Genomic DNA, 24249 nt, shown 5'->3' on the forward strand with positions numbered 1-24249 from the left:
TTTGGGGTTTCAACTTCCGAACAATTCCACGATTCTCTTGACGAGTGCCGGCAGGGATGGGTCCCTTGCGCCCATCACGATGATGCAATCGCCTGGTTTCGCATCGGCGGGGAGTCTTGCGAGCAGTTCGTCCCTGCTTCCCATGGCCTCGGTGTGGAAGGGGACGGTTCCCAGTCCGTCTATGATATCCTGCGAGGAGATGTCTTTTTGCGCGGTGCCACCTGCGTAGTAGATGGGCAGGAGGTAGAGGCCGTCGCCTTTCCGGAAAAGGGCGCGGAAGGCTGCGATGTATTCATCCTTCAGGAAGCGCGTCGGGCCGAAACCATGGGGTTGGTAAACGGCTATGACACGCTCCGAGAGGCCCCGCGCGGTGGTGACCGCAGCGGCTATTTTCGCCGGGTTATGGGCGAAATCATCAACCACATGGACATTGCGCGCTGTAGCCGTTATGGCGAAGCGCCGCGCCACCCCCCCGAAGCGGTTCGCCGCATCGGCAAGAGCAGGGCCGCCGCACCCGAGATGTTCACAGACGCACAACGCCGCCCGAAGATTCTCGAGGTTGTGCCCCCCCGGGAGAGGAAGATGATAGTCGGTACCCTTTCGCACGATCCTCACGGAGGAGGGAAAGAGTTCTTCGCGGTCGGGGTGCCATGGGGCCGGACTGTTCCGTCCGAAACGGATGGTCGCCGGAAGGGTCGCGAGGACGGGATCGTCCGCATTGGAGGCCGTCCATGAGGAGCGCGAAATGAGCGTCGCGAAAAGCGCCTGCAGCTCATCGATGCTCTTGTGGTCTTTGGAAACGTTGAGGATGACGGACATTGCCGGGGAATACCTGACAAGAGTGCCGTCGCTCTCATCCGCCTCCACGACGAGGAGATCGGAGCCGCCCGCGAAGGCGTTGCCGATCAGCCCCTCTGTCTCGAGCCTTACGAGGGGTGCGCCGCTGATGAGGGAGGGGGATTGGCCGCAGGCGGACAGGAATTCGAATATCATCGCCGTTACTGTTGACTTGCCGCTTGTGCCGGCGACGGCGATCGTTCTTTTCGATGCGATGATCGCCGCAAGGAGATCGGACCTGTGAATAACGGGGATATTCCGGGCCCGTGCAGCAGCGATGTCGGGATTCGCTTCCTCGATCGCGGTGGAAATGCAGAGGGCATCGGTATTGCCCGTGATGCCCGTACCGTCCTGGTTCGCGATAACGCAGCCCAGTTTCTCGAGGGATCGCCGCATTGATGCGGTGTCGTCGCTTTCAAGCATTCGGTCTGAACCCGATACTCCCAGCCCCTGGAAACGCAGGTACTGGGCAAGGGCGCTCATGCCCGTGCCGAAGATGCCTGTGAAGTGGATATTCCGGCAGGGTCGGTCGGCAACGGTTACCGGCGGCGGGTCGATATAGAGGATCGTCCCCTCGCTCACCACGTCGAAGAGGCGGACGATATCGGCATTGCCAAGGCACAGACAGCCGTGGGAGAAAGGCGTGCCCACGAGGTCTTCCCGGCTGGTTCCGTGGATGTAGACGTAGCGTTCGCGGGAATCCACCCCCGGACCCCGGTTGATCCCCTCCTCCAATCCGTTGAGGCGAAGGATGCGGGTCAATATAAGGTTCTCCCCGACGGAAACCCCGTCCCAATCCGCTCCCGTGTCCTCACGGTCCCTGAAAATGCGGCCGATGGGCGCTCCCGAGCCGATCTTCTCCGAGATCCGGTGAGCTCCAGGGGGCGTTTTCAAGGAATCCTCACGTATGCCGACCCCCAGGCGGGCGGTGGAGGCGAGGTAACTGCCGGTGACCCGGTCCGCCTCGCAGAGGAAGAGCCTTTGCTCCTCAACGGACTCAACAAGAAAAGGGTCCGCCGGATTGACGAGGTGTTTCAGTATTGTATTGTAGATGCCGGCCAATCGGAATCTGTCCATGCCAAACCTTGTATTCTGAATTATTGGTGTGCACTTATTGATACCATCGGCGGCCTGAGGATTCAACAGGAACTTCAGCATTCCCGGAGGATCAGGCTTTGTCCTGCCGGTGGATCACGGCCATCGTACCCTGGTTGTAGAGGTTTCGTGCAAAACACTCCACGCAGATGTCTGCACCGGCCACCATGTGCATGAACATGCTCTTGTTTCCCACAGAGATGCTTCTTCCCGTGAATTGGTTGCCAAAGAGGATATCACTTTCTTTTGACATGCTTGTGCCGCTTTGCTATATTTGCCAAATCATGTATAATTCGAGCTTTTTTTATTTGGCAAAGGAGATGTGAATGGCACTGCAGGAAGAGATAAAAGAGGTTTTTTCCGCCTTCCCGGCGGAAGTTTCTGAAAAGAAGGGCGTTGTCACGGCTGAGTATGTCGTTGCCGAACGGAAGGCTTTCCTGTCGAAAAAGAAGGTGACCTATATCGCGAAATACCGGATAGTTGAAGACGCGAAGGAGGTCCGCTTCACGGAGATGCTCAAGGAATCTGGCTCGGGTCTGTCGAGCGGCGGTTTCGGTGACGACAGTCCCTCGGGTTTCGGATTCAAGAAAGGGACATACAGAACGGGAATGGGCGGCCGGGAAGGTACCATAGAGGAACAGTCAAACCTCTTCGGCAGCAAGTACAGCTACAAGTTCGACTTCAAGGCAATACGCGCCGCCATTCAGAAAAAGGCTGAGGACGCCGGCTATGCCTTCAAGTACCAGATAACACCTATCGGCCTGTAAGGCCGTATGTTCCAGAGTAATGATCACTATTCTGATTCTTGAGGTCTTTGCCTGAAACCTGAAACCGTCATCTATTCTCGTGAGGAGGGATTTATGAAAAAGTTGATGTTTCCTGGTGTTGTTGCGGTGATCTGTTGCGCTCTTTCCCTTGGTTTCGGCATTGCGGGCGCGCAGTCCGTTCATGACAAGGCCGATGCCGACAAAGACGGGATCGTGATGAAGGAAGATATGAAGACGGCCCTCAAAGAACGGTACGGGAACGAGGACGGTAATAAGGACGGGAAGATGACCGTCGATGAGTACCGGGATGCCAGGAAAAGGAACTTCGACGATGCCGATACGAACAAGGACGGTGTTGTCGGGATCGAAGAGTGGGCCATCTACTGGTGCGGAACGGACAAGGACGCCGCGAAGGTTAAGAAACCCGTCAAGATGGGCAGGAAGGCGTCGCGCGCGAAGCTCATGGATGCCAACAGGGATGGCAAGATAGGCAAGGACGAATGTGTGGTCTTCTGGGCAGGCCGGTTCAAAGATCTCGATGGAAACAAAGATGGCAAGATGTCCCGCGAGGAATATCTCGACAGGATGAAGGGAATGGCGAAGACGATGGACCTTGACGGCGACGGCGTCATTACCATAGAGGAATACTACGTATCCTGGGTGGGAAAGGACAAGGTCACCATAAGGAACAAGCCTGCCGGGAAAGGAGAGAAACCCGCGACACAAGAGGCACCCTCACAGAAATAGGGCCTGCCCGGTAAGGGAGAACAAGCATTCCTTTTCGCCCTTTCGTGCCTGAATCTCGGGCAATCACCCCGGCACGCCGCGCGGCCGTTGTCATACAAGGATGTTACCAGCGTTCTTAAGCTTCTATTACAATGTGCGATAGTAGTATTACCCTGTAAAAGAATCCCCTTGCCTGGTTTTGTGGCTGTGGCGGCGGATTTGGAGAAAAGCATCTTATGCGCGATACAAAATACATGGCCGTTCCTCCCGGCGCGATACTGCCGGGAAGCCTGCCGAAATTCAAGATCTATGTCCTTGCACCCGACGGGCGCTACATCCTCTGGGCCCGCGATGGCAACGAGGTCAGCAAGGACCGGTTGAACATACTTGCCGAGACGGGGCAGGAAGAGGTGTTCATCGATCTCGATGAAGAGATCAAGTATGAGGAATACCTCGAGAATCACCTGGGTAGCATTCTCGACAACCAGGCGATGCCCGATGACCAGAAGGCACAGGTGTTCAGCAGGGTTTCCACCAATGTGGTCAAGGATTCCTTCGAGACGTCACTGGGCCTCGGGACAATGCAGCCCGATGCATTGCGCCGGACACAGTCGCTGGTCAATCACTCGCTCATGTTTATAGCCGAATCCAATTCCCTTCAACCGCTGGCAAAGATGATCGGCCATGACTACAAGACATATGAACATGCCACGAAAGTCCTGTGGTTCACGGTGGCCTTCTTGAGGAACAATCCCGAAGTTCTCGCGCAGATAGTGCCCGATATTCAGTCCTACCACGAGGTTCAGAAAAAGGAGCTGTTGAAACAATGCGGTGTCGGAGCTCTGCTCCACGACATTGGAAAGGTTTTTGTCGCTCCCGAAATACTCAACAAGAACGGGTCTCTCGACGCAGTCGAGTGGGAGGTCATCAAGCGCCACCCCCTGATGGGCTTCGCAATGCTCGCAGATACGGAAACCCCTGCTTTCGTGAAGAAGGCGATACTTCAGCACCACGAGGATTTCAACGGCGAGGGCTATCCGATGGGCCTCAAAGGGAAGAGCATTAACATCCTTGCCCGTGTTCTGAGGATAGTCGACGTCTTCGACGCCATGACGTCCCGCCGCCCCTACAAGGAAGCTTTCTCTCCGATGGAGGCGGCGAAGATCATGGTCGGAACGCCGGGGGAGAGCAACACTTCGTCAGACAACCCGGTGCAGGATGCGCGCGATCAGGGCATGATGAAATGCTTCGACGAAAAACTGCTCCGAAAATTCATAGTGTTCCTGGGAAAGGTATCGTCGGAGATGTGAGCCGGAGGGACCCGCGGAACAGGCGTCCTCCCCCTCCACCCGAAAGCCCCCGTTTTCTTAATCCAGAATTAACAATAGGATCTTAGGATACAAAGTGAAAGGAGTTTGCAAAAAATGCGGGATGAGGTAATCTCATAGTATGGTCAGCCACCTGATAGCGGTTGTCGATGATGAACCGGACATACTGGAACTGGTGTCGCTTCATTTGAAAAGATCGAATTTCCGCGTGAGCGGGTTTGCCGAAGCTCAGTCCCTCTACCAGTTCATCGCGAAGGAAGTGCCCGACCTCATCATACTCGACCTCATGCTTCCCGACGTGGATGGTCTCGAGATCTGCAAGCACCTGCGGGGGCAGGAGCGTTTTTCTTCCATTCCCATAATAATGCTCACTGCAAAGACGGAGGAGGCCGATAAGGTCATCGGCCTTGAACTGGGGGCAGACGATTATGTGACCAAACCCTTTTCGCCCCGGGAACTCGTGGCACGCGTCCGGGCGGTTCTGCGGCGTTATGGCAGGAAAGACGACGAAGCCCGGAGGATGGTGCTTTCCGATCTCGTGGTAATCGATCTCGACAGGCATGAAGTGGAGGTCAAGGGGGCAAAGGTCGAACTCACCCCGACGGAATTCAGGATACTGCAGCTCCTTGTCTCCCGGCGGGGGCGCGTTCAGTCGAGGGACCAGATATTGAGCTATCTCTGGGGAGACGAAAAGTATGTCATTGACCGGACCGTCGACGTTCACATCAGGCACTTGCGCGAGAAGCTCGGGTCGACCTCTTACATTATCAAGAATGTCCGCGGCGCCGGGTACAGGGTGGAGGAATGAAACGCTCCCTCTTTCTCAAGATATTCGGCGGGTATCTGATCCTCACCGTCGCCCTTTCCGGTCTTATCGTTCTCATCTCGTCATATCTCATACGCGATTACCAGATAGAGAGGACCGCGCAGGAGTTAAAGGACATCGCGATCGTTATCGGGACGCGAACGATGGAGATGCCTTCGGGAACCGGCAGCGCTTCGACCGATCGCTTCGTGAAGGAGATGGGGAAGAGGATCAACACGCGGATCACCCTCGTTGCCCCTGACGGCAAGGTCATTGCCGACTCCGAGGAAGATCCGGGCAGGATGGAAAACCATCGTACGAGAATTGAGATCGCCCAGGCATTTGAAGGCGGCACAGGCAGGTTTCTGCGCGTGAGCGAGACCCTTGGCCAGGAGATGCTCTATATCGCCGTTCCCGTTCAGCGGGAGGGAAAGACCATGTATGTTCTGCGGGTCAGCAAGTTCCTCAAGGACATAAAGACGGTTTCCCGGGAGCTGAACACGAAGATACTATTGATAACCGTCGTTGTCCTTGTCGCGGCCCTGATCGGGGCATTCATCTTCGCGCGGACGATTTACCGGCCCATCGGGGAACTGAGCGCCGCCATAAGGCGAGTGGCCAGCCATGATTTTAGCACACGGGTACTACTCAGGGAACAGGACGAACTCAAAGAGGTCGCCGACAGCTTCAACGATATGACCGACGAAATGCAGGACCTTTTCTCCGACCTTACCGCTCAGAAAGAAGAGCTGAACAGCATAATTTCGTCTTTGCAGGAGGGGCTCCTCGTCCTTGACAGGGAGGAGCAGGTGCTCCTTATCAACGACAGCCTGAAAACCCTGATGGGCCCTGATGTGGAGATTGGGAGGCCTTACTGGGAGGTGATTCGGGAGCCCGCGCTGAATGAACTGGTGAACAGGGTCCATGTTGAGAAGACCAACCACATCGGGGAGATAACGATCAACGGTGCGGTCTTTCTGTGCAGCGCCACCTTCCTCGGCTCCAAAGAGGAGATGGTTCTTGTCTTTCATGACATCACCGAGATCCGCAAGCTTGAGAAGGTAAAAAGTGATTTCGTCCTCAATGTGTCCCACGAATTGCGAACACCTCTCACGTCCATCAAGGGGTTTGTGGAAACCATGGAGATGGAGGGATCACTTTCCGACGAACAGAGGCATTACCTCATGATCGTCAAGCGAAATACGGCCCGGCTCATCAACGTTGTGAGCGATCTTCTCGCACTTTCCAGATTGGAAGAAAAAAACCCTGTCCTGGAACTCGAACCGTTGGACATGCCCGAACTCGTTGAGGGGGTGCTCAAGATCTTCGAAGAGCAGATACGCGCAAAGGGTTTTTTCGTGGAGGTCAGGGCAGCCGAGGAATTGCTGCCGGTCATGGGAGATGCATTCAAACTCGAGCAGGTCTTTGTAAATCTCTTCGACAATGCGATCAAGTACACTGACGCAGGCGGAATTACCGTCGAGATGGAAACCCGCGACAACACTGTGGTGATCTCCGTTGCCGACACCGGTCAGGGTATTCCTTCGGAACACATCGACCGCATTTTCGAGAGGTTCTACGTTGTCGACAAATCGAGATCCAAGAAGCTCGGCGGCACGGGCCTCGGCCTTTCCATCGTCAAGCACATCATCCTTCTCCACAATGGAAAGATCACCGTGCAAAGCAGTCCAGGAAAGGGCACGAGATTTGTCATCACCCTGCCCGCCCGCGATCGGCTCTCCGTGAATGCCTGATCCTTAACCTAATCTTAACAATTCTCTTTTCTAATATTAACAGACGAAGGATAAGCTTGAGTCAACGATTCAGGCACGTGCCTGAAAAAACCAAAGGAGGACCTTATGTCTGGCATTTTTTCAAGAGCCTTATCCTTGACGGCTATCATCTTTGTTCTTGTGTGCTTTGCGACTCCCGCATCATCTTCCGACATGGAGCTTCTCGGTGCCGGGGCCACGTTCCCCCAGCCGCTGTACTCGAAGATGTTCGACGCCTATAACCAGCAGTACAAGGTCAAGATCAACTACCAGGGCATCGGTTCGGGCGGAGGGATCAATCAGCTTGTCAAAAAGACCGTCGACTTCGGCGGCACCGACGCATTCATGAGGGCGAAGGAACTGCAGGCCGCCGGAGCGCCGGTCCTGCATATCCCCACCTGCCTGGGTGCGGTGGTCGTTACCTATAACCTGCCCGGCAACCCCAGACTCAATTTCACCCCCGATGCCGTGGCGGGAATATTTCTCGGCAAGATCACGAAATGGAATGACCCGAGGATAGCCTCCGCCAACCCCGGGGTAAAGCTTCCCGATCTATCCATCAGCGCCGTGCACCGTGCCGACGGAAGCGGCACCACCTATATCTTCAGCGAATACCTCACGAAGGTGAGCAAGGAATGGAAGGAGAAGATCGGCACCGGAAAATCCCTCAACTGGCCCGCCGCGCAGATCGGCCAGAAGGGGAACCCTGGTGTTGCAGGATACGTGAAGCAGACGCCGGGTGCGGTCGGATACGTGGAACTCCTTTACGCCATCCAGAACAAGATGCCCTACGGCAGCGTGAAGAACAGGTCGGGCAAGTTCATCGAGCCCACGCTCAAGTCGGTGAGCGCCGCCGCAAATGTAAAGATCCCCGACGATACGAATGTATCCTTGACCGATACCGCAGCGGCCGCCGGGTATCCCATCAGCGGCTTTACCTGGCTTATCTTCTACAAGGAACAGAACTACGGCGGGAAGGCAAAGGACCGTGCGGAAACCCTGGCGAAACTGCTTTTATGGATGGTGGGCGACGGGCAGAGATACGTCGAGCCCCTTCAGTATGCACCACTGTCGAAAGACGCGGCCGCAAAGGCGAACAGGCTGGTCCGTTCCATGACCTACAATGGCGCTCCTCTCGTGAAATAGGGAGCTTATGAAATGGAGACGGTGCTCACTTGAGGCACCGTTCTGAGATGGACCCGGATATATATGGAAACCCAGGAAAAAACAGCACCGGGAAGCACCGACCGTTCGGAAAAAAGGTTCAATGTCATTCTGGCGCTGAGCGGGGTCCTGATCGTGCTTCTTCTTGTTGGGATCTTCGCCACCCTCTTCGTAACGGCGCTCCCGTCGGTAAAGGAGTTCGGGTTTTTCTTTTTCATCGGGAGGGTGTGGGACGCCACGACGGAAACCTTCGGCGCCCTCCCCTTCCTGGCGGGGACCCTTCTCACCTCATTTCTGGCGCTCCTGATCTCGGTGCCTTTTTCGATAGCCATTTCCATTCTTCTCGGTGAATATTTCAAGGCAGGGGCCCTCTCGACGTTTCTTCGCAGTGCCGTCGAGGTCCTTGCGGGCATCCCTTCCGTCATCTATGGGCTCTGGGGCCTTTTCTTTCTTATGCCCGCGGTACGGTTCATAGAATTGAAGATAGGCGTTGCCCCCCATGGTGTCGGGATACTCACTTCCTCGCTCATCCTCGCGATCATGATCATTCCTTTTTCCGCATCCATCGGCAGGGAGGTGATCACGCTGGTGCCCGGCGATCTGAAGGAGGCGGCATACTCTCTGGGAGCTACGCGCTTCGAGGTCATAAAGAGCATCGTCATCCCTTACGCGCGCTCCGGCATCATAGCGGGGATTCTCCTCGCGCTGGGGCGGGCGATCGGTGAGACGATGGCCGTCACGATGCTCATCGGCAACAGCAATTTCCTTCCGACGAGCATATTCAGCCCCGCCAACACCATGGCAAGCGTCATCGCCAATGAATTCGCCGAGGCCACGGGGATCACGGCGGCATCGCTCATCTATGTCGCCCTCGTCCTCTTCCTGGTCACCATGATCGTGAACATCATCGGGACGTACGTGATCCAGAAGATCAGCATAGAAGCCTCCCGGGAGGTTTCATGACGGATAACCATCTCGGCGCCCGTCTCGTTAAAGACAGGGTCTTCAAAGGGATGATCTGCCTCCTTGCCTTCTTGTCCCTTCTTCCCCTCTTTCTTATTCTTTATTACATAACGAAGAAGGGGATAATGGTGATCAACTGGGATTTTCTCTTCAGCCTCCCGAGGCCCATCGGGGAGGCGGGGGGAGGCATTGTCAACGCCATCGTGGGGACGCTGATGCTCATCGTCCTGTCCTGTGTCATCTCCATACCCTGCGGGATAGCGGCCGGCATCTATCTGGCGGAGAACAGGACGGGCAAGCTGGGGAACACCATACGCCTTTGCGTCATCGTCCTCCAGGGGATGCCTTCCATCGTCATAGGCATCATAGCTTACATGTGGATCGTCGCGCCGCTGAAGACGTTTTCGGCGCTTTCCGGCGGCGTCGCCCTTTCCATCATGATGCTTCCCGTCATCGTCAAGACGACAGAGGAGACGTTGAAACTCGTTCCCTATCACCTGAAGGAGGCCTCGCTCGCCCTCGGTGTACCCTATTACAGGACGATCCTCAAGGTGATACTCCCTTCGGGGATAAGCGGCATACTGACGGGCATACTTCTGAGCGTGGCGAGGATCACGGGGGAGACGGCGCCGCTTCTTTTCACGGCATTCGGCAACCAGTTCATGAACATCAACATCTTCAAACCGATAGATTCACTTCCGTATCGAATATTTTATTACGCCATGAGTCCGTATCCCGAGTGGCATTCTTTCGCCTGGGGAGCCTCGTTCATTCTTGTTGTTCTGACGCTTGCCCTGAACCTTATCGCAAGGGGGATCTCCGCTAAATGGAAGACACAGTTCTAAAGGTAGATAAGTTCAGCGCCTATTTCGGTGATAACAAAGTACTCAAGGACGTGGATCTCTCCGTCTCCAGAAACATAGTGGCGGCGCTCATGGGGCCGTCGGGGTGCGGCAAGACAACCCTCATACGATGCGTCAACAGGATGCACGAGCTCATTCCCGGTGCCACCGTGTCGGGGACCATGACCCTTGTCAATGATGACATCTACGCCATGCAGCCCATCATTCTCAGGAGAAAGGTGGGCATGGTCTTCCAGAAACCGAATCCTTTTCCGACGATGAGCATATACGAGAATGTCATAGCCGGCTACAAATTGAACGGCATACGCATGCCCCGGGGGGAGTTTGACGCCATCGTCGAGCAATCGCTCAAGAGAGCGGCTCTGTGGACGGAGGTCAAGGACACGCTCCACAGGAAGGGGACATTCCTGTCGGGCGGGCAGCAGCAGAGGCTGTGCATAGCCCGGGCACTGGCGATGAACCCCGAGATACTTCTCCTTGACGAGCCGACGTCGGCCCTTGACCCCAGGTCGACATCACAGATCGAAGAGCTTTTCGTGGAACTCAAGAGGAACGTCACCATGCTCCTCGTCACGCACAATATCGCGCAGGCCGCACGGGTCTCCGATCTCACCGCCTTCATCTATCTCGGCGAACTTGTGGAGTTCGGTCCCACGGAGAAGATGTTTACCGTGCCCAAGGACAAACGCACAGAGGAATACCTCACGGGAAAATTCGGATAGGAGGCGGGATGCTTCAAGACAGGATAAAGGCTCTCAAGAAAGAACTTGTCGAATCGGCGACGCTCGTCGAAAACATGATAACGAAAAGCATAGACGGGCTCCTCGGAAGGGATGAGGGTCTCCTTCGCGAGGTCATAAGCGTCATGGAGCCGGCGACCAACGATCTCGAGATAAGGATCGACGACCTCTGTACCACCACCATAGCCCAGTACCAGCCAAAGGCACGGGAATTGAGGGTGGTCCTCATGGTCTTCAAGATGAACAGCGACCTGGAACGCATGGGGGATCACGTGGCGAATATAGCCGACAGCGGGCTGTTCCTCATGTCCCACTCTCCGGTGAAACCTCTCGTCGACATCCCGAGGCTTGCCCGGGAAACAATAGAAAGCCTCAACGACAGCATCAAGGCCTTCCTCGATGAAGACGCGGTCCTCGCCCAGACTGTCTGTGAGCGGGACTACATCATCGACGCCCTGCAGAACCAGATCTTTCGCGAACTCGTGACCTTCATGTCATCGGACCCGACGACGATCGAGAGGTCCCTGCATCTCATAAGGATATCGAACAATCTCGAACGCATTGCCGATCTTTCGACGAACATCTGCGAGGACGTGATCTTCATGGTCGAAGGACGGGTCATCAAACACCATCTCGAAGAAAGAATCTAAAGGGCGCCGCCGCAACAGCGCAACCGGGGAATGCGACCTGCGAAGATCCTCAGGGAATGCCTCACGGGGAATCAATAAAGAAAGGGGCCTTTTTCAAGGCCCCTTTCTTTATCTGCACTCGAGGATCTTAGAAGAAATACCAGGCTGCGAACCTGTACTGGTCTATCGCGCCGCTCGACCCGGCAAAACCCGTACCTGTGCTGTTTGTGCCGCCTGTGCCCACGCCGTTATAATGGGTGAATATTCTCATCCACTGGAGGCCGAACCTGACGGCCTGGTTTGCATCCCACAAGAGGTTGGCGCCGTAGCTCTGCGACATATTGATCTTGTCGCGGGCAGCTGCATTGTTCGTGCGTGCCCACTCGCTGTAGTTGTACTTCAGGTAGCCGTACATGCCGTTGACCCAAAGATTGTTGGTGATCCACCAGGAGGCCTGGCTAAAGAGGCCGAATGCCGTCGGCGCCGCGGCATCGTTTCCCGGTCTCATGTAGGAGCCGTTGCTCGGGCCCGAACTGCCCATCCAGTTGTTGCCCGCGACGTTCTGGCCGAGAAAGAAGTTTCCGTTGAGGAGCAGGGACATTGCTTTGTTGCCCTGTCTCTCGGGAACGATGGGAATGGAATATCTGAATGCGGTCACCCAGGCATTGATCGTGCTGTCCTTGTATTGCGTTGCCGTTGCCGACTCGGAATAGTATTCCTTATCCCTGCCGTAGTAAGCGCCGAGACCGAGCTTGAGTTTGTTGGAGCCGATCTTGCCGCAGCGGTCGGTCCAGTATGCGATCTCGCCCTGGAGCCCCGGCCAGCTGCTTCTCGCGTAGCCGTCATTGTACTGGCGGATGCTGCTTGCGCCCGACCACTGCGTCGCCGAGGTGACTCCGATCATGGCGTTGAATTCCTTCCCCATGAAGAACCGGTAGGCCATCTGGGGCGCCCTGATACCTTTGAGGTACTGTTTGAAATCGTCAGCGCCGATCTGCGCACCGTAGTATGGCATACCCCACTGCTGATAGGCCTGGCCGATCAACAGCTCGGAGGACTTCCAGTTCATCTTCATATGGGCATGCCTCAGCTGGAACCCGCCATGCTGGTTGCCCGTCGTCGAGCCGCGGAAGTCGCCCTCGATGAAGGCGCTTGTCTTTGCTCCCCACAGATCGGGACCCTTTATGCGGAAGTTGAAACGGGTTTCGCCGCCCGTCGCGAAGGTGTTGCCGTACTCGTCGGCCAGGACGGCCCTGTCGGATGTGCTGCTCCTGAAGCCCGCCGCCGGGTCTGCATGGCTGTTCTGGGTCGAATATCCAAGGTCATATTTTACGAAACCGCCGAATGTAACGTCGTACCTGCTCGATACGCTGCCCGCGTTGCCGAGCGCCGGAATTATCAAAGCGACTGCAATCAGGGCGAATACAAACTTCTTCATTCCTGCCTCCTTGAAATGGTTGTCATGGTACAGAAGATACGTGGTGTCCTTTCCTCCTTTCCTTGTATTTGGATTAGCTGTCACTGGAGCAAGATTAACGGGTTTTAATTAAGCAGGCGTTAAGTGGATGTTAAATTAATGTTAAGAGCTCAGACTCCGAAGACACTCGCGCCACTCTGAGCGTCCTGTCGGATAAGTTCACGCAATGCGGCCGCAGTATAAAAGAGACCCCGGTTCGACCACCATTGCGGGAGAATATTATCCTTGTAAATCGAAATCTAATCTTTTAATATACAATAATGATATCGAGAATGATAGAGGCCTCAATCGAGGATTCCCTGAGGGAATTTCCTGTCGTGGGTCTTGTCGGCCCCCGACAGGCCGGAAAAACCACCCTAGCCAAAATGATCCTCGAAAAGATGAAAACAAGGTCCCTTTACCTTGACCTGGAACTCTCCTCCGACGTCAACAAGCTCCGCGATCCCGAGATGTACCTGCGAACATACGAAGACCGGCTGGTCATCATTGACGAGATCCAGCGCATGCCGGAACTCTTCCCGCTCATACGGGCGCTCGTGGATCAAAAGAGAAGCGCCGGCCGCTTCCTCGTCCTTGGCTCCGCATCACCCGCCCTTGTAAGGCAGGCATCGGAGACACTCGCAGGACGGATCGTATATCGGGAGCTGCTGCCTTTCTGCCTCGATGAGATCGGTCAGAAGAATAGCGACCGACTGTGGCTTCGCGGGGGCTATCCCTTAAGCTATCTTGCCGCCGGCATTGACGAAAGCTATTCGTGGCGGGAGGCCTTCATCAGGACCTATCTGGAAATGGACATACCCCAGCTTGGAATACGGGTGCCGGCATCGCAGCTCAGACGATTCTGGACCATGCTGGCGCATAGCCACGGACAATTGTGGAATGCGTCAAAGATCGCGGGAAGTCTGGGAATCTCGGCTCCCACCGCAAAGCACTATCTTGACATCCTTTCAGATACCTTTGTCGTACGGCAACTCCAGCCTTTTTTCGTGAACGTCAAGAAACGGCTGATAAAGTCTCCGAAAGTATACATACGTGATCCCGGTCTGTTTCACGCGCTGATGCGCATCAAGGAAAGAGACGACCTTGACGCTCACCCTTGTGCCGGAGCGTCCTGGGAGGGATTCGTTATTGAACAGATCATTGCAATAAAGCCAGACGACTGGGAGGCTTATTTCTACCGGACCTCTGCAGGGGCAGAGATAGACCTGCTGCTGCTTGACGGTAAGGGCAGGCCCACCGCTATCGAGATCAAATACTCATTGAGCCCGAAACCCGGCAGGGGTTTCTGGAGCGCAACCGACGATCTCGCCTGCGAAAAGGCCTTCGTGATATTCCCCGGGGACGAATCATATCCATTAAAGAGGAATGTCTTCACCCTTCCCGTCACGCAGATGAACAGAATATTTCACTGAAACGCCCCGGAAACAAAAAAGCCGCTCTTTCGAGCGGCTCTTGGTTTTCATTGGTGGAGCTGAAGGGGATCGAACCCTCGACCTCTTGACTGCCAGTCAAGCACTCTCCCAGCTGAGCTACAGCCCCGCAGGTAAGTGTTATAACAGCCCGAAGCTGAATTGTCAATGGCAATTCCTTCGGTGGGATGCCCGTCCTTAAAGGTTGCAAAGGAGGGGAAAAGTTATTACCATGTGAGGGTAATAACACATCGGGAGGTGCGGGTTGAAATCAATGGTGCGTTTGATGATTGCCTCTTGTTTTCTGGCACTGTCAGTTGCGCCGGGGTACGGGCAGGCCGCAGTGCCGGGGGGTCAGATAAAGTTGCCGGAACCGAAATATGACGGGAATGTCTCCGTTGAGAAGGCATTGAAGGAGAGGCGGTCGCTGAGGGTCTACAAGGATTCTCCCCTGTCGGTGGCCGAGGTCTCCCAGGTGCTCTTCGCGGCCCAGGGCATAACGGAATCGGGGAGGGGATTGAAGACGGCCCCGTCGGCGCGCGCACAATACTTCCTTACCGTGTATCTTTTCGCCGGGAATGTTACAGGTCTCAAGCCCGGCATGTATCGCTATGTGCCCCAGGGCCACTCCCTCGTGCTCGTCGCGGAAGGGGACGCGAAAGGCAGGCTGTACAAGGCGGCGGGACAGTCACCCATACAGAAGGCGCCGGCGGCGCTTATCATCGCCGGGGCGCAGGACCGGGCAACGAATGCGGGGTGGATGTATCTCGAGGCGGGTCATGCCGCGCAGAACGTGTACCTGCAGTGCGTGCCCCTTGGCCTTGGAACGGTCGTCATGGCGGGTTTCAATGCTGAAGCGGTCGGCGAGGCCGTGAATCTGCCCGGCGGGGAGAAGACCCTTTATATAATGCCTGTGGGCAGGAAATAGACTATAATGTATTCCCGGCGGGGGTATGCCGTCAAACAACGACAAAAAATGAAGGGACGATAATGTTGCTTTATCTTGTGCGCCACGGTGAGGCGAAGCGCGAGGACGAGGACCCCGAACGGGGTCTTACGGACAATGGCTTAAGGAGCGCCCGGAGGATGGGAGAGTTTCTTTCCTTCATGGACGTCGGGCTCGACGTCATAATCCACAGTGCGAAGAAGAGGGCCGCCCAGACGGTTGAGGTCCTTGCGGAGTCCTTAAGGCCCAGGACGGGCATCACAGAGGAGAAGGGCCTCGCCCCCAATGACGACCCGGCGCCATGGGTGGTGAGGATCAACGCCATGACGGAGGATACGGCCATCGTCGGCCACCTCCCCTTCCTCGACAGGCTGCTGGGCCTTCTCGTCCTCGGTGATGCGGGGAAGACCATCATGGATTTCAAGACGGCGGGAACGGTTTGCCTGAAACCGGCGGGAAACGGATACTGGCTCATCGCCTGGGCATTGAGCCCCGAGGTGATATGGTGAGCTACCTTGCGGTGATTATCGCCTTTGTTATCGGAGTGGCGCTGGGTGGGACCGTCTTCTCTCTCCTTGCGTTTTCCCGTTCGCGCGCCCGGCAGGCAGAGCTTGAGGCGAGAGCCGGATCCGCCGAGGCGGTCGTAAACGAACTGAGGCAGCAATACCAGCAGGGCAGGGACGAATCGATGCGTCTCCAGGGTGAGCTCGATCTGGAAAGACAGGCCAAAGTGCAGGCGTTGACGAGATGCGAAACCTTGGACCTGCGTCTCAAGGAAGAGATGGAGCGTTTCGAGGCCATCAGGAAGGAGCTTTCCGAGACCTTCAAGGCCTTATCCCTCGACGCCCTTGCGTCCAATACGAACGAATTCAGGAAATACGCCGATGATTTCATGAAGCTTGCCGAGGAGAAGCTCAAGTCCCAGACCGCTGAAGGCAAAAAGGAGCTTGAAGGCAAGAAGGACCTCATCGACAGGAATATCGATTCCATCGGCAAGACCTTGACAGAAGTCCAGCGGCGCGTCGAAGAGGTGGGGAGGGTGAGCGGCGAGAAGATCACCGAGGTGACCACCCTGATCAAGAAGCATGAAGAGGTGACGACGAAGCTCAAGGACACCACGGAACACCTTGGGCGCGCCCTCGCCAGTTCAAAGAAACGCGGCGAGTGGGGTGAGCGGATGGCCGAGGATGTCATACATCTCGTGGGGATGGTGGAAGGGATCAACTACGTCAAGCAGACGACCCTGGAGAATGGTCCGGGAAGGCCTGATTTCACCTTCTTTCTCCCCAATGATCTCAGGGTCAACATGGACGTAAAGTTCCCTCTCGATAATTTCACCCACTATCTCGATGCCGAGACCGACCATGACAGGAAGAGATACCGCGAGGAACTGCTCAAGAACACAAAGGTCATGATAAAACAGGTGACGACCCGCGAGTATATCAATCCCGCGGACAATACCGTGGATTACGTCATCATCTTCATTCCCAACGAGCAGGTGTACAGTTTCATCCAGGAATCGGACATGACGATCATGGACGAGGCCTTGAGACAGAAGGTCATCCTCTGTTCGCCATTCACCCTCTATGCGGTTCTCGCCGTGATCCGCCAGACCATCGAGAATGTCAACCTGGAACGGACGGCGTCGGAGATACTCAGGCTCCTTGCCGAGTTCTCGAAGCAGTGGAAGCTGTACAAGGAAAAGTTCAAAGTCATGGGTGACCGTATTGACGCGGCCAAGAAGGAATACGACATTCTCGCGACGACACGGACCAATATGCTCGAAAGACCGCTCAGAAAGATCGATGACCTCAGCACGGCCGATGCCCTCGAACTCGAGGCGGGAGGCCTTGCGCAGGATGAAAGTTAGGTGGGAAGGAGGCTTTTGATGGAAGAACAGGACCGTTTGCTCATCGTATTGAAACAGCTCATCGAGAACAATGAATATCTTGCGGAGAATTACCGGAAATGGTCCAGGGTCGCGGCGACAGGCGGTCTCGACAACGTATCGAAGGAGATCGACGAGGCAGGTCAGTTCATCCAGATAGCCACGCAGAAGCTCAAAGGCGCCCTGGGCCTCATGGAACAGTGACCGTTACCGGGTCCCCTTTCCTTACCTCCGTTCTCTGCCTGAAATCCCCCCTAAAAACCCCGAATTCTATGTAACCGGAACTGCCCTCGAGGCAGGTGATGTCGTCCTCGAAGTAGCTCTTGCTCAGGGCCCGGAAGGAATGCTCGCCGATCCTTATCTCGAAGGGGCCATCCTTGACGAAGGACATGAGGGCGTCGGCCTTTATGTTCGTGATGGCGTTGCCGAAGCGGTCGAAGCGCGCCACGTCACCCCTGAGCGTCCTGCCGTCGGCGACGGGATGAATGCCGTCGAGAAGAACGGGATCTGTTATCTTCCTTCCGAAGGCATAAGGTTCGAAGCCGCGGGACAAGCGGGCCGCCGCAGGGGAAAAGATGTCCCTGCCGTGGAAGGTGGAGCTTACCGTGGGAAGCATGAAATTGCGATTCTCGATGACGTGGATATTTGCGGCATCGTCCGCAAGGAGCGTGAATACACCGTTGTCGGGCCCGACGAAATAATGGCCCTTCGTCGACAGGACGACGGGTCTTCTCGCACCGCCTACGGTAGGGTCGACGACGACGACATGGACCGTCCCTGGCGGGAAATACATCCAGCAGTCACTGACGAGGAAGGCGGCTTCGCGTATGTCCTGGGGCTCCACCTCGTGGGTTATGTCAATGACGGTGGCGCCGGGACTGATGGCAAGAATAACCCCCTTCATGATGCCCACGTAGGGGTCTTTCGTTCCGAAATCGGTGAGAAGCGTGATGGCGCCCATCGGCCTGCCGGCTAAAGCATCCTGATATATTTCTTAAAAGGTTTCTCGATTATGCCTTTTTCGGTGATGAAGCCAGTGATGCAGCGGGACGGGGTGACGTCGAATCCGAAATACCGTGCCTTTGCGTCCTTGACCGTCAGGAGCCGGTCATCCAGGTATTTCACTTCCCTTGCGCTACGCTCCTCGATGACTATATGACTCCCGTCTTCGATGGTCCTGTCGAAGGTCGACACCGGGGCGGCGATGTAGAAGGGTATCTTGTACGCGTTCGCGGCAAGGGCGATCATGAAGGTGCCGATCTTGTTAGCCGTGTCCCCGTTCGCCGCTATCCTGTCTGCGCCCGTTATGATCTTGTTCACCGCCCTGGTTGAACACAGAAGCCCGGCATGGTTCTCGGGAACAAGCTCGACGGGGATGCCCTCCTGCATGAGTTCCCAGACCGTCAGGCGCGACCCCTGCATATAGGGGCGCGTCTCCGTCGCGATGACCTTTATCTTCTTGCCCGATTCATGGGCGGCGCGCATGACACCGAGGGCTGTCCCGTAGCCTCCGGTGGCGAGAGCTCCCGCATTGCAGTGGGTCATGATGGTGTCACCGTCGTCGATAAGTTCCGCGCCGTAGAGGGAAAGTATCCTGTTGTTCTCGATGTCCTCAACGTGGATGGCGAGCGCCTCGCCAAGCATGTCCTCCACGATGTCCGCATCGCCGGCATGGCCCTTGAAGGCCTCTGTCATTCTCCTCAAGGCCCAGAACAGGTTGACGGCCGTCGGGCGTGTATCGCCGAGCTTTTTGGCGATGCGGGCCACGTCCCTGGCACCGATCGACTGTCGCGCCGCTTTGCGCTCTTTCAGCCCCAGCACCAGGCCGTAGGCGGCGACGATGCCGAGAAGCGGCGCGCCCCGGACCGTCATATTGTTGATGGCAAGCATGACGTCAGCGGCGGTACTGCATTTTACGTAGGTCTTCCTGAAGGGCAGTTCCCTTTGATCAAGAAGGTAAAGAACACCATTCTTCCAGTAAATGTGATCGGTCATGCTTCACCTCTTCTCTCTTGTAGTCATCCCGCGCTTTCCCTGCGTCGTCATCCCGGACTTGATCCGGGATCCAGAGGTCTTTCTGTTCCAAGGGTTTTCCTGGATTCCGGCATTCGTCAAAATGGCGGAAAAAATCTATGGCTTCAGTTTCTTGAGCAGCAGTTCGTTGAGCAGCGCCGGGTTGGCCTTGCCTTTCGTTTCCCTCATGACCTGCCCCACGAAAAAGCCGATGAGTTTCTCCTTGCCGGCCCTGAAGTCAGCCACTTCTTTCGGCGACCGGGCAATGACAGCGTCGATGATGCCGACTATGGCCCCCTCGTCGGATATCTGGAGAAGGCCCTTCTCCTTAACATATTCCCGGGGGGAGGCGCCGGTGCGGTATATCTCCGGGAATATCTCCTTGCCGATCTTGTTGCTGATGGTGCCGTCCTTGATAAGTGCGAGAAGTTCGGCAAGCTGTGCGGGTGTGACGGGGGAGTCCTTGGGGGAGACGTTGCCGTCCTTGAGTTCCCGCAAGAGTTCGGTCATGATGAAGTTGCTCACTGTCTTCGCCTCGGGGAAAAGCCTGAGGACGTCCTCGAAATAGGCGGCCAGTTCCCTGTCGGAGGCGAGTATCTCCACGTCATAGCGGGGAAGGCCATATTCCTTCATGAGCCGTTCCATCTTCTCCGCGGGAAGCTCGGGCAAGGTCTTTCTTACGTTCTCCACCCATGCGTCGTCCACGATGACGGGAAGAAGGTCCGGTTCGGGGAAATAGCGATAATCGTGGGCCTCTTCCTTGCCGCGCATGGAATAGGTGACACCCTGCTCCGCATTGAAGAGCCGCGTTTCCTGAACCACGGTGCCCCCTTTCTTGATGAGGGCTATCTGGCGGACGATCTCGTAATCGAGGGACCTCTCGATGTAACGGAATGAGTTCAGGTTCTTAAGCTCCGCCCTCGTACCGAAGGCGTCATCTCCCTTTTTCCTGACCGAGACGTTGGCATCGCAGCGGAAGCTGCCTTCTTCCATGTTGCCATCGCATATCTCCAGGTACATGAGGATATCGCGCAGCGTCTTGAGGTATGCCGTCGCCTCCTCCGGTGTCCTCAGATCGGGTTCGCTGACAATCTCCAGAAGAGGAGTGCTCGAACGGTTGTAGTCAACCATGCTGTAGCTGCTTGTCTCGATGGTGCGTTCGTGGACGAGCTTGCCCGCGTCCTCTTCCATGTGGATGCGCAGGATGCGGATGCGCTTTGTCTGACCCTCTGTGGCGATGTCGAGCCATCCGCTGCCGCAGATGGGTTCTTCGTACTGGGATATCTGGTATCCTTTCGGCAGGTCGGGGTAGAAGTAGTTCTTCCGGGCGAAGATGCTCCTGGGGTTGATGGAACAATGAAGAGCGAGCCCCAGTTTTATGGCGAACTCGACCACCTTCCTGTTGAGAACCGGCAGCGCTCCCGGCAGGCCCATGCAGGTAGGGCAGGTATGGCTGTTGGGCTGTGCGCCGAACCGCGTCGAACAGCCGCAGAAGATCTTGCTCTCCGTAAGAAGATGGGCATGGACCTCAAGACCCATCACGCCCTCGTAATTACCGTAATCCACGATGCACCTCGCTCACCGTCTTCTATCGCTTACAAATGATTGAAACTATACAACAGGTAACGGTGTCTTTTCAAAACAAATTGCCCTCTTCGGGGAAAAGGAGCCTTTCAATGCAGCCCGCTATGTGATAAGAAAAAATGGGCGTAAAAGATGGCAAAAAGAAGAGGCAAAAAGAAAAGGCCGGGGAAGCTCCTGCGTTTCATCAAGATATCCATTGTTCTCATGCTCCTCCTGATACTGGGGTTCGCGGGGTTCTACATGGTCTACCCCGACGTATCGAAGCTCAAGAAACAAAACCCGGGCAAGACATCCTTCATGGAGTACCGCGAGGATGAATACCGGGCGAAGGGTAAGAAGATAAGGATACAATCGCGATGGGTTCCGCTGAAGGCCATATCCCCCTATCTTATGAAGGCCGTTCTCATAGCGGAGGACGATAAGTTCTGGTCCCACCATGGTTTCGATAGGGAGGCCATCCAGAAGGCCTTCGAAAAGAACCTCGAATCGGGCAAGTTCAAACTGGGGGGAAGCACCATCAGTCAGCAGCTCACGAAGAACCTCTACCTCACGCCTGCCAAGAACCCCGTCCGCAAGCTCAAAGAGGCGATGATCACCTGGAGGCTCGAGCGGACACTCTCAAAGAGGCGGATCCTCGAGATCTACCTGAACGTGGTCGAATGGGGGGAAGGTGTTTTCGGGGCCGAGGTGGCTTCCCGCCGCCACTTCGGTAAGTCGGCGGCGGCACTCACCGCCGAAGAGGCGGCAAAGCTGGCAGCGGCCCTGCCCAACCCGAGACGCTACCGCGTGGACGGAACATCACGCTACGTCGAGCGCCGGGCGAAAGCCATCTACGCGATCATGGTACGAAGGGGCATCGTGATCCCCGAATACGAGGAAGTCGTGGCCACCCAGCAGGAACCCACCGAAGGAGCTGTCCCCACGCAGCCAGCCGAAAGGGAAAGCGCCAACCCTGTAGATCCTTTGTCTACACCGGCGCCTGATGGGCAATGAGATAAGTCTTCCTACATCGGGACGTCGTCTTCCATCTCGGGGACGAAATCGTCCTCGACCTGTCCCTTCGGAGCGCCGAAAGGACGGCGTTCCTCTTGAGGTTGGCCCTGCCCGCCCTGGCCCGTGGGAAGCATCTTCATGTCGGATGCGACTATCTCGTACACTTTGCGTTTGACGCCGTCGCGCCCTTCGTATTCGCGCGACTGTATCCTGCCCTCGATATAGACGAGCCTTCCCTTTTTCAGGTACTCACCGGCGATCTCGGCGAGCTTGCGCCATATGACAATGGTGTGCCATTCCGTCCGTTCCTGTTTGACGCCGGACTTGTCTTTATATGATTCCGATGTGGCCATGCGAAAGGTCGCAACGGGCGTGCCGTCGGTTGTATACCGAAGCTCCGGGTCCGCTCCGAGCCGTCCCATGAGCAATACTTTATTGAGATTGGACATTCTTCCTACCCCCTTGATTTTGACGGAAAATAATCCAAATCCTATAGTATGCGGTGGAAAAAGTCAACGGCCTGTTAACGAGTGTGCGCGAGAGGATGTTTCAAAGGAGAGCTTCAAATCGTTTGCGCAAAGTTTCTTTCGGGGTGGTGCCGCGGATGAAGTCCCAGGGGAAGGTTTCGTCGCAGGGGCGTTCGCGAAGGGCATAGAAGCTGAGGTTGACGGAGCTTTCCCGTATGATCCGGGTGAGGCTGTCGCCCCGGGAAAGGCGTATGACCGTGTCAGCGACGCGCCGGTCGCCGCGGGAGAGGGCGGCCTGAAGAAAGCTGAACTTGATGGAATCGTGGGTGAAGTAGGTGTTGTCGATCTTTCTGAAGGCGTTCCTGAGACGGGAAATCTTCTGCTTCATCTCATCCATGTCGGCCATGGGAAGCCATTGAAAGGGCGTGGCCGGTTTTGGCACGAAGGGGCTTGCGTGAACAGTGATGTTGCCCAGGGCGCCTCGTGGGGCGCCGCGCTTGATCATCGCGTGGCGGATGCCTTTGACCAGCCCGGGTATCTTGTCTATATCGTCCAGTGTTTCGCCGGGGAGTCCGATCATGAAATAGAGTTTAAGGTTGAAGGACTTCAGGGTCATAATGGCGTCAATGCGCGAGATCACCTCCTCATCCTTCATGGGTTTGCCAAGGAGCCTGCGCAGGCGCTCCGTTGCCGCCTCCACGCCGAAGGTGAGGGTCTTCACGTCGTCCTTGATCAGCTCGATGAGGCCGAGGGGGACCTTGTCAAGGCGAAGGGAGGGGAGGTGCACGCCTATGCCCCGGGACCGGAGGCCGCCGACGATATCCGCAATGCGCGGGTGAAAGGAGATCCCTCCCCCGATAATACCGACGTCCCTTGCGTCCCCTACCGCGGCCTCGACATCCTCGGTCCGAAAGCCGTAGAGGTTGCCGAGAAGACAGAAAGAACAGCGCGAGGGGCATCCTCGGGTCCCTTCCACGAGGGTCATGTCGGCGAACTCGGTGTTCGATGAGGTAATGACGGACGTACCGAGGGTTTCCCCCCGGTAGCGCTCTACGGTAACGGCGAAATCGGCCGGCTCAAAGGCTTCGATCTGTCCGCCCTCGGCATGCTTCAGCGACAAATTGTCAGGGTTATAGACAAAGGGAAGCGTTTCCAGCTCACCAATGACACTTTCCTTTCCGGATGCCCGGACCGCAATGAAGCGTTCCATGAGAGAGGGGACGGTTGCCTCGATGTCGCCCATCACCATGAGATCGAAAAAGGGCGAAAGAGGTTCCGGATTGGAAATGACGCAGATCCCCCCGGCGACAAGAAGAGGGTCTTCCTTCGGCCGTTCCCGTGAAAAAGCGGGTACTTCCGAGTCTTCGAGTATTCTGAGGATATTCGGGTAGTCGAGTTCAAAGGAAAGGGTGAAGAAGGCGATCTCGAAGGAGGAAAGGGGCCGCGAACTCTCCAGCGAGACAAGGGGTCTGCCCTCCTCATAGAAGAGCCGTTCGCACACAATATCATCGCGGTCATTCAGCGTCTTGTAAAGGATATGCGTCGCAAGGTTCGACATCCCCACATGATAGGAGTTGGGAAAAACAACAACAACGGGTATCCTGCCTCCCCATTTCTTGCGGACGGTGCCTTTTTCCCCGAGAAGGTAATCTCTTCGCTCACCGGCCTTACCTGTGTGTTTCTGAACCATAACGTAACCAGAATAGCATGAAACAGGTCATGAGTGATAGGTTATGGAAAAACCCCTGGATCGTCCGGGAAGAGGCTGACTCATGCAAAATGA

24 protein-coding genes and 1 tRNA gene are annotated in these 24249 nt (G+C 56.0%); 16 read left to right on the forward strand and 9 right to left on the reverse strand.

The features are described from left to right. Window positions 1-9 precede the first annotated feature (9 nt). Both PHC90_05945 and PHC90_05950 read right to left on the reverse strand, forming a co-directional pair. The gene (locus PHC90_05945; GenBank protein MDD3845888.1) at window positions 10-1914 is read right to left on the reverse strand and encodes a Mur ligase domain-containing protein; all 1905 of its coding nucleotides are present in this window, start codon (window positions 1912-1914) and stop codon (window positions 10-12) included. Window positions 1915-2005: 91 nt separating this feature from the next. Beyond that, window positions 2006-2185, reverse strand: coding sequence for a hypothetical protein (locus PHC90_05950; GenBank protein MDD3845889.1), 180 nt, complete (start codon window positions 2183-2185; stop codon window positions 2006-2008). 73 nt (window positions 2186-2258) lie between these two features. On the opposite strand from PHC90_05950, the gene PHC90_05955 reads away from it, so the two are divergent. The 10 genes from PHC90_05955 to phoU all read left to right on the forward strand — a co-directional run bounded on the left by PHC90_05955 (window position 2259) and on the right by phoU (window position 11710). Then, window positions 2259-2699, forward strand: a complete 441-nt coding sequence (locus PHC90_05955; GenBank protein ID MDD3845890.1) for a hypothetical protein — start codon at window positions 2259-2261, stop codon at window positions 2697-2699. A 93-nt stretch (window positions 2700-2792) separates the two neighbouring features. Beyond that, window positions 2793-3446 carry an EF-hand domain-containing protein gene (locus PHC90_05960; protein MDD3845891.1) on the forward strand — a complete coding sequence of 218 codons (654 nt, stop codon included), beginning with the start codon at window positions 2793-2795 and terminating at the stop codon, window positions 3444-3446. A gap of 215 nt (window positions 3447-3661) precedes the next feature. Then, window positions 3662-4735, forward strand: coding sequence for an HD domain-containing protein (locus tag PHC90_05965; GenBank protein MDD3845892.1), 1074 nt, complete (start codon window positions 3662-3664; stop codon window positions 4733-4735). A 139-nt stretch (window positions 4736-4874) separates the two neighbouring features. Then, window positions 4875-5561 carry a response regulator transcription factor gene (locus PHC90_05970; protein MDD3845893.1) on the forward strand — a complete coding sequence of 229 codons (687 nt, stop codon included), beginning with the start codon at window positions 4875-4877 and terminating at the stop codon, window positions 5559-5561. Next, window positions 5558-7312, forward strand: a complete 1755-nt coding sequence (locus PHC90_05975) for an ATP-binding protein (protein MDD3845894.1) — start codon at window positions 5558-5560, stop codon at window positions 7310-7312. The genes PHC90_05970 and PHC90_05975 overlap by 4 nt, the downstream gene beginning before the upstream one ends. Window positions 7313-7417: 105 nt before the next feature. After that, window positions 7418-8476 carry a phosphate ABC transporter substrate-binding protein PstS gene (gene pstS / locus PHC90_05980; protein MDD3845895.1) on the forward strand — a complete coding sequence of 353 codons (1059 nt, stop codon included), beginning with the start codon at window positions 7418-7420 and terminating at the stop codon, window positions 8474-8476. A gap of 63 nt (window positions 8477-8539) precedes the next feature. After that, complete coding sequence (gene pstC, locus PHC90_05985) at window positions 8540-9457, forward strand: phosphate ABC transporter permease subunit PstC (GenBank protein MDD3845896.1); 918 nt, start codon at window positions 8540-8542, stop codon at window positions 9455-9457. Next, complete coding sequence (gene pstA, locus PHC90_05990) at window positions 9454-10302, forward strand: phosphate ABC transporter permease PstA (GenBank protein MDD3845897.1); 849 nt, start codon at window positions 9454-9456, stop codon at window positions 10300-10302. The genes pstC and pstA overlap by 4 nt, the downstream gene beginning before the upstream one ends. Further along, on the forward strand, window positions 10284-11042 hold the full coding sequence (pstB, locus tag PHC90_05995; GenBank protein ID MDD3845898.1) for a phosphate ABC transporter ATP-binding protein PstB: 759 nt from the start codon (window positions 10284-10286) through the stop codon (window positions 11040-11042). The genes pstA and pstB overlap by 19 nt, the downstream gene beginning before the upstream one ends. Window positions 11043-11050: 8 nt before the next feature. Further along, entirely contained in the window at window positions 11051-11710 is a 660-nt protein-coding gene (gene phoU, locus PHC90_06000) for a phosphate signaling complex protein PhoU (protein MDD3845899.1), read from the forward strand. Window positions 11711-11837: 127 nt separating this feature from the next. Here the strand turns inward: phoU and PHC90_06005 are convergent, their stop codons facing one another. Continuing rightward, a complete protein-coding gene (locus PHC90_06005) occupies window positions 11838-13127 on the reverse strand; it encodes a hypothetical protein (protein ID MDD3845900.1) in 1290 nt (429 codons plus the stop codon). A 311-nt stretch (window positions 13128-13438) separates the two neighbouring features. Between PHC90_06005 and PHC90_06010 the strand changes: the two genes are divergently transcribed. Further along, window positions 13439-14578: an ATP-binding protein gene (locus PHC90_06010; GenBank protein MDD3845901.1), complete on the forward strand. Its 1140-nt coding sequence runs from the start codon at window positions 13439-13441 to the stop codon at window positions 14576-14578. A 51-nt stretch (window positions 14579-14629) separates the two neighbouring features. On the opposite strand, the gene PHC90_06015 is transcribed toward PHC90_06010, so the two are convergent. Next, window positions 14630-14705, reverse strand: a tRNA-Ala gene (locus tag PHC90_06015). A gap of 156 nt (window positions 14706-14861) precedes the next feature. Between PHC90_06015 and PHC90_06020 the strand changes: the two genes are divergently transcribed. The 4 genes from PHC90_06020 (at window position 14862) to PHC90_06035 (ending at window position 17613) form a co-directional block, all read left to right on the forward strand. Next, window positions 14862-15503, forward strand: a complete 642-nt coding sequence (locus tag PHC90_06020) for a SagB/ThcOx family dehydrogenase (GenBank protein ID MDD3845902.1) — start codon at window positions 14862-14864, stop codon at window positions 15501-15503. Between the two features lie 62 nt (window positions 15504-15565). Continuing rightward, window positions 15566-16030: a phosphohistidine phosphatase SixA gene (sixA, locus tag PHC90_06025; protein MDD3845903.1), complete on the forward strand. Its 465-nt coding sequence runs from the start codon at window positions 15566-15568 to the stop codon at window positions 16028-16030. Then, window positions 16024-17391: a DNA recombination protein RmuC gene (gene rmuC / locus PHC90_06030; protein MDD3845904.1), complete on the forward strand. Its 1368-nt coding sequence runs from the start codon at window positions 16024-16026 to the stop codon at window positions 17389-17391. The genes sixA and rmuC overlap by 7 nt, the downstream gene beginning before the upstream one ends. Before the next feature lie 18 nt (window positions 17392-17409). Then, window positions 17410-17613 (forward strand): hypothetical protein, encoded by a 204-nt coding sequence (locus PHC90_06035; GenBank protein ID MDD3845905.1) that lies wholly within the window; start codon window positions 17410-17412, stop codon window positions 17611-17613. On the opposite strand, the gene PHC90_06040 is transcribed toward PHC90_06035, so the two are convergent. The 3 genes from PHC90_06040 to gatB all read right to left on the reverse strand — a co-directional run bounded on the left by PHC90_06040 (window position 17600) and on the right by gatB (window position 20988). Beyond that, window positions 17600-18370 (reverse strand): SAM-dependent chlorinase/fluorinase, encoded by a 771-nt coding sequence (locus PHC90_06040; protein ID MDD3845906.1) that lies wholly within the window; start codon window positions 18368-18370, stop codon window positions 17600-17602. The two genes, PHC90_06035 and PHC90_06040, sit on opposite strands and share 14 nt — an antisense overlap. An 11-nt stretch (window positions 18371-18381) precedes the next feature. After that, a complete protein-coding gene (gene mtnA, locus PHC90_06045; protein MDD3845907.1) occupies window positions 18382-19404 on the reverse strand; it encodes an S-methyl-5-thioribose-1-phosphate isomerase in 1023 nt (340 codons plus the stop codon). A gap of 135 nt (window positions 19405-19539) precedes the next feature. After that, the gene (gene gatB, locus PHC90_06050) at window positions 19540-20988 is read right to left on the reverse strand and encodes an Asp-tRNA(Asn)/Glu-tRNA(Gln) amidotransferase subunit GatB (protein MDD3845908.1); all 1449 of its coding nucleotides are present in this window, start codon (window positions 20986-20988) and stop codon (window positions 19540-19542) included. A gap of 150 nt (window positions 20989-21138) precedes the next feature. Between gatB and mtgA the strand changes: the two genes are divergently transcribed. Next, the gene (gene mtgA / locus PHC90_06055) at window positions 21139-21999 is read left to right on the forward strand and encodes a monofunctional biosynthetic peptidoglycan transglycosylase (protein ID MDD3845909.1); all 861 of its coding nucleotides are present in this window, start codon (window positions 21139-21141) and stop codon (window positions 21997-21999) included. Between the two features lie 11 nt (window positions 22000-22010). Here the strand turns inward: mtgA and PHC90_06060 are convergent, their stop codons facing one another. After that, window positions 22011-22448 carry a single-stranded DNA-binding protein gene (locus tag PHC90_06060; protein ID MDD3845910.1) on the reverse strand — a complete coding sequence of 146 codons (438 nt, stop codon included), beginning with the start codon at window positions 22446-22448 and terminating at the stop codon, window positions 22011-22013. 100 nt (window positions 22449-22548) lie between these two features. After that, window positions 22549-24156 (reverse strand): radical SAM protein, encoded by a 1608-nt coding sequence (locus tag PHC90_06065; protein ID MDD3845911.1) that lies wholly within the window; start codon window positions 24154-24156, stop codon window positions 22549-22551. Between the last annotated feature and the right edge of the window lie 93 nt (window positions 24157-24249).

The organism is Syntrophorhabdaceae bacterium (assembly GCA_028698615.1).
GTDB lineage: Bacteria > Desulfobacterota > Syntrophorhabdia > Syntrophorhabdales > Syntrophorhabdaceae > Delta-02.

Coding starts and splice junctions, on each gene's coding strand:
- PHC90_06060 (MDD3845910.1), bottom strand. CDS start 22,448: ATGTCCAATCTCAATAAAGTATTGCTCATGGGACGGCTCGGAGCGGAC.
- PHC90_06010 (MDD3845901.1), top strand. CDS start 13,439: ATGATAGAGGCCTCAATCGAGGATTCCCTGAGGGAATTTCCTGTCGTG.
- pstA (MDD3845897.1), top strand. CDS start 9,454: ATGACGGATAACCATCTCGGCGCCCGTCTCGTTAAAGACAGGGTCTTC.
- PHC90_05945 (MDD3845888.1), bottom strand. CDS start 1,914: ATGGACAGATTCCGATTGGCCGGCATCTACAATACAATACTGAAACAC.
- PHC90_05960 (MDD3845891.1), top strand. CDS start 2,793: ATGAAAAAGTTGATGTTTCCTGGTGTTGTTGCGGTGATCTGTTGCGCT.
- mtgA (MDD3845909.1), top strand. CDS start 21,139: ATGGCAAAAAGAAGAGGCAAAAAGAAAAGGCCGGGGAAGCTCCTGCGT.
- pstC (MDD3845896.1), top strand. CDS start 8,540: ATGGAAACCCAGGAAAAAACAGCACCGGGAAGCACCGACCGTTCGGAA.
- pstB (MDD3845898.1), top strand. CDS start 10,284: ATGGAAGACACAGTTCTAAAGGTAGATAAGTTCAGCGCCTATTTCGGT.
- rmuC (MDD3845904.1), top strand. CDS start 16,024: ATGGTGAGCTACCTTGCGGTGATTATCGCCTTTGTTATCGGAGTGGCG.
- mtnA (MDD3845907.1), bottom strand. CDS start 19,404: ATGACCGATCACATTTACTGGAAGAATGGTGTTCTTTACCTTCTTGAT.
- PHC90_06020 (MDD3845902.1), top strand. CDS start 14,862: ATGATTGCCTCTTGTTTTCTGGCACTGTCAGTTGCGCCGGGGTACGGG.
- PHC90_06035 (MDD3845905.1), top strand. CDS start 17,410: ATGGAAGAACAGGACCGTTTGCTCATCGTATTGAAACAGCTCATCGAG.
- sixA (MDD3845903.1), top strand. CDS start 15,566: ATGTTGCTTTATCTTGTGCGCCACGGTGAGGCGAAGCGCGAGGACGAG.
- PHC90_05975 (MDD3845894.1), top strand. CDS start 5,558: ATGAAACGCTCCCTCTTTCTCAAGATATTCGGCGGGTATCTGATCCTC.
- phoU (MDD3845899.1), top strand. CDS start 11,051: ATGCTTCAAGACAGGATAAAGGCTCTCAAGAAAGAACTTGTCGAATCG.
- PHC90_06005 (MDD3845900.1), bottom strand. CDS start 13,127: ATGAAGAAGTTTGTATTCGCCCTGATTGCAGTCGCTTTGATAATTCCG.
- PHC90_05950 (MDD3845889.1), bottom strand. CDS start 2,185: ATGTCAAAAGAAAGTGATATCCTCTTTGGCAACCAATTCACGGGAAGA.
- PHC90_05965 (MDD3845892.1), top strand. CDS start 3,662: ATGCGCGATACAAAATACATGGCCGTTCCTCCCGGCGCGATACTGCCG.
- pstS (MDD3845895.1), top strand. CDS start 7,418: ATGTCTGGCATTTTTTCAAGAGCCTTATCCTTGACGGCTATCATCTTT.
- PHC90_06065 (MDD3845911.1), bottom strand. CDS start 24,156: ATGGTTCAGAAACACACAGGTAAGGCCGGTGAGCGAAGAGATTACCTT.
- PHC90_05955 (MDD3845890.1), top strand. CDS start 2,259: ATGGCACTGCAGGAAGAGATAAAAGAGGTTTTTTCCGCCTTCCCGGCG.
- PHC90_06040 (MDD3845906.1), bottom strand. CDS start 18,370: ATGGGCGCCATCACGCTTCTCACCGATTTCGGAACGAAAGACCCCTAC.
- PHC90_05970 (MDD3845893.1), top strand. CDS start 4,875: ATGGTCAGCCACCTGATAGCGGTTGTCGATGATGAACCGGACATACTG.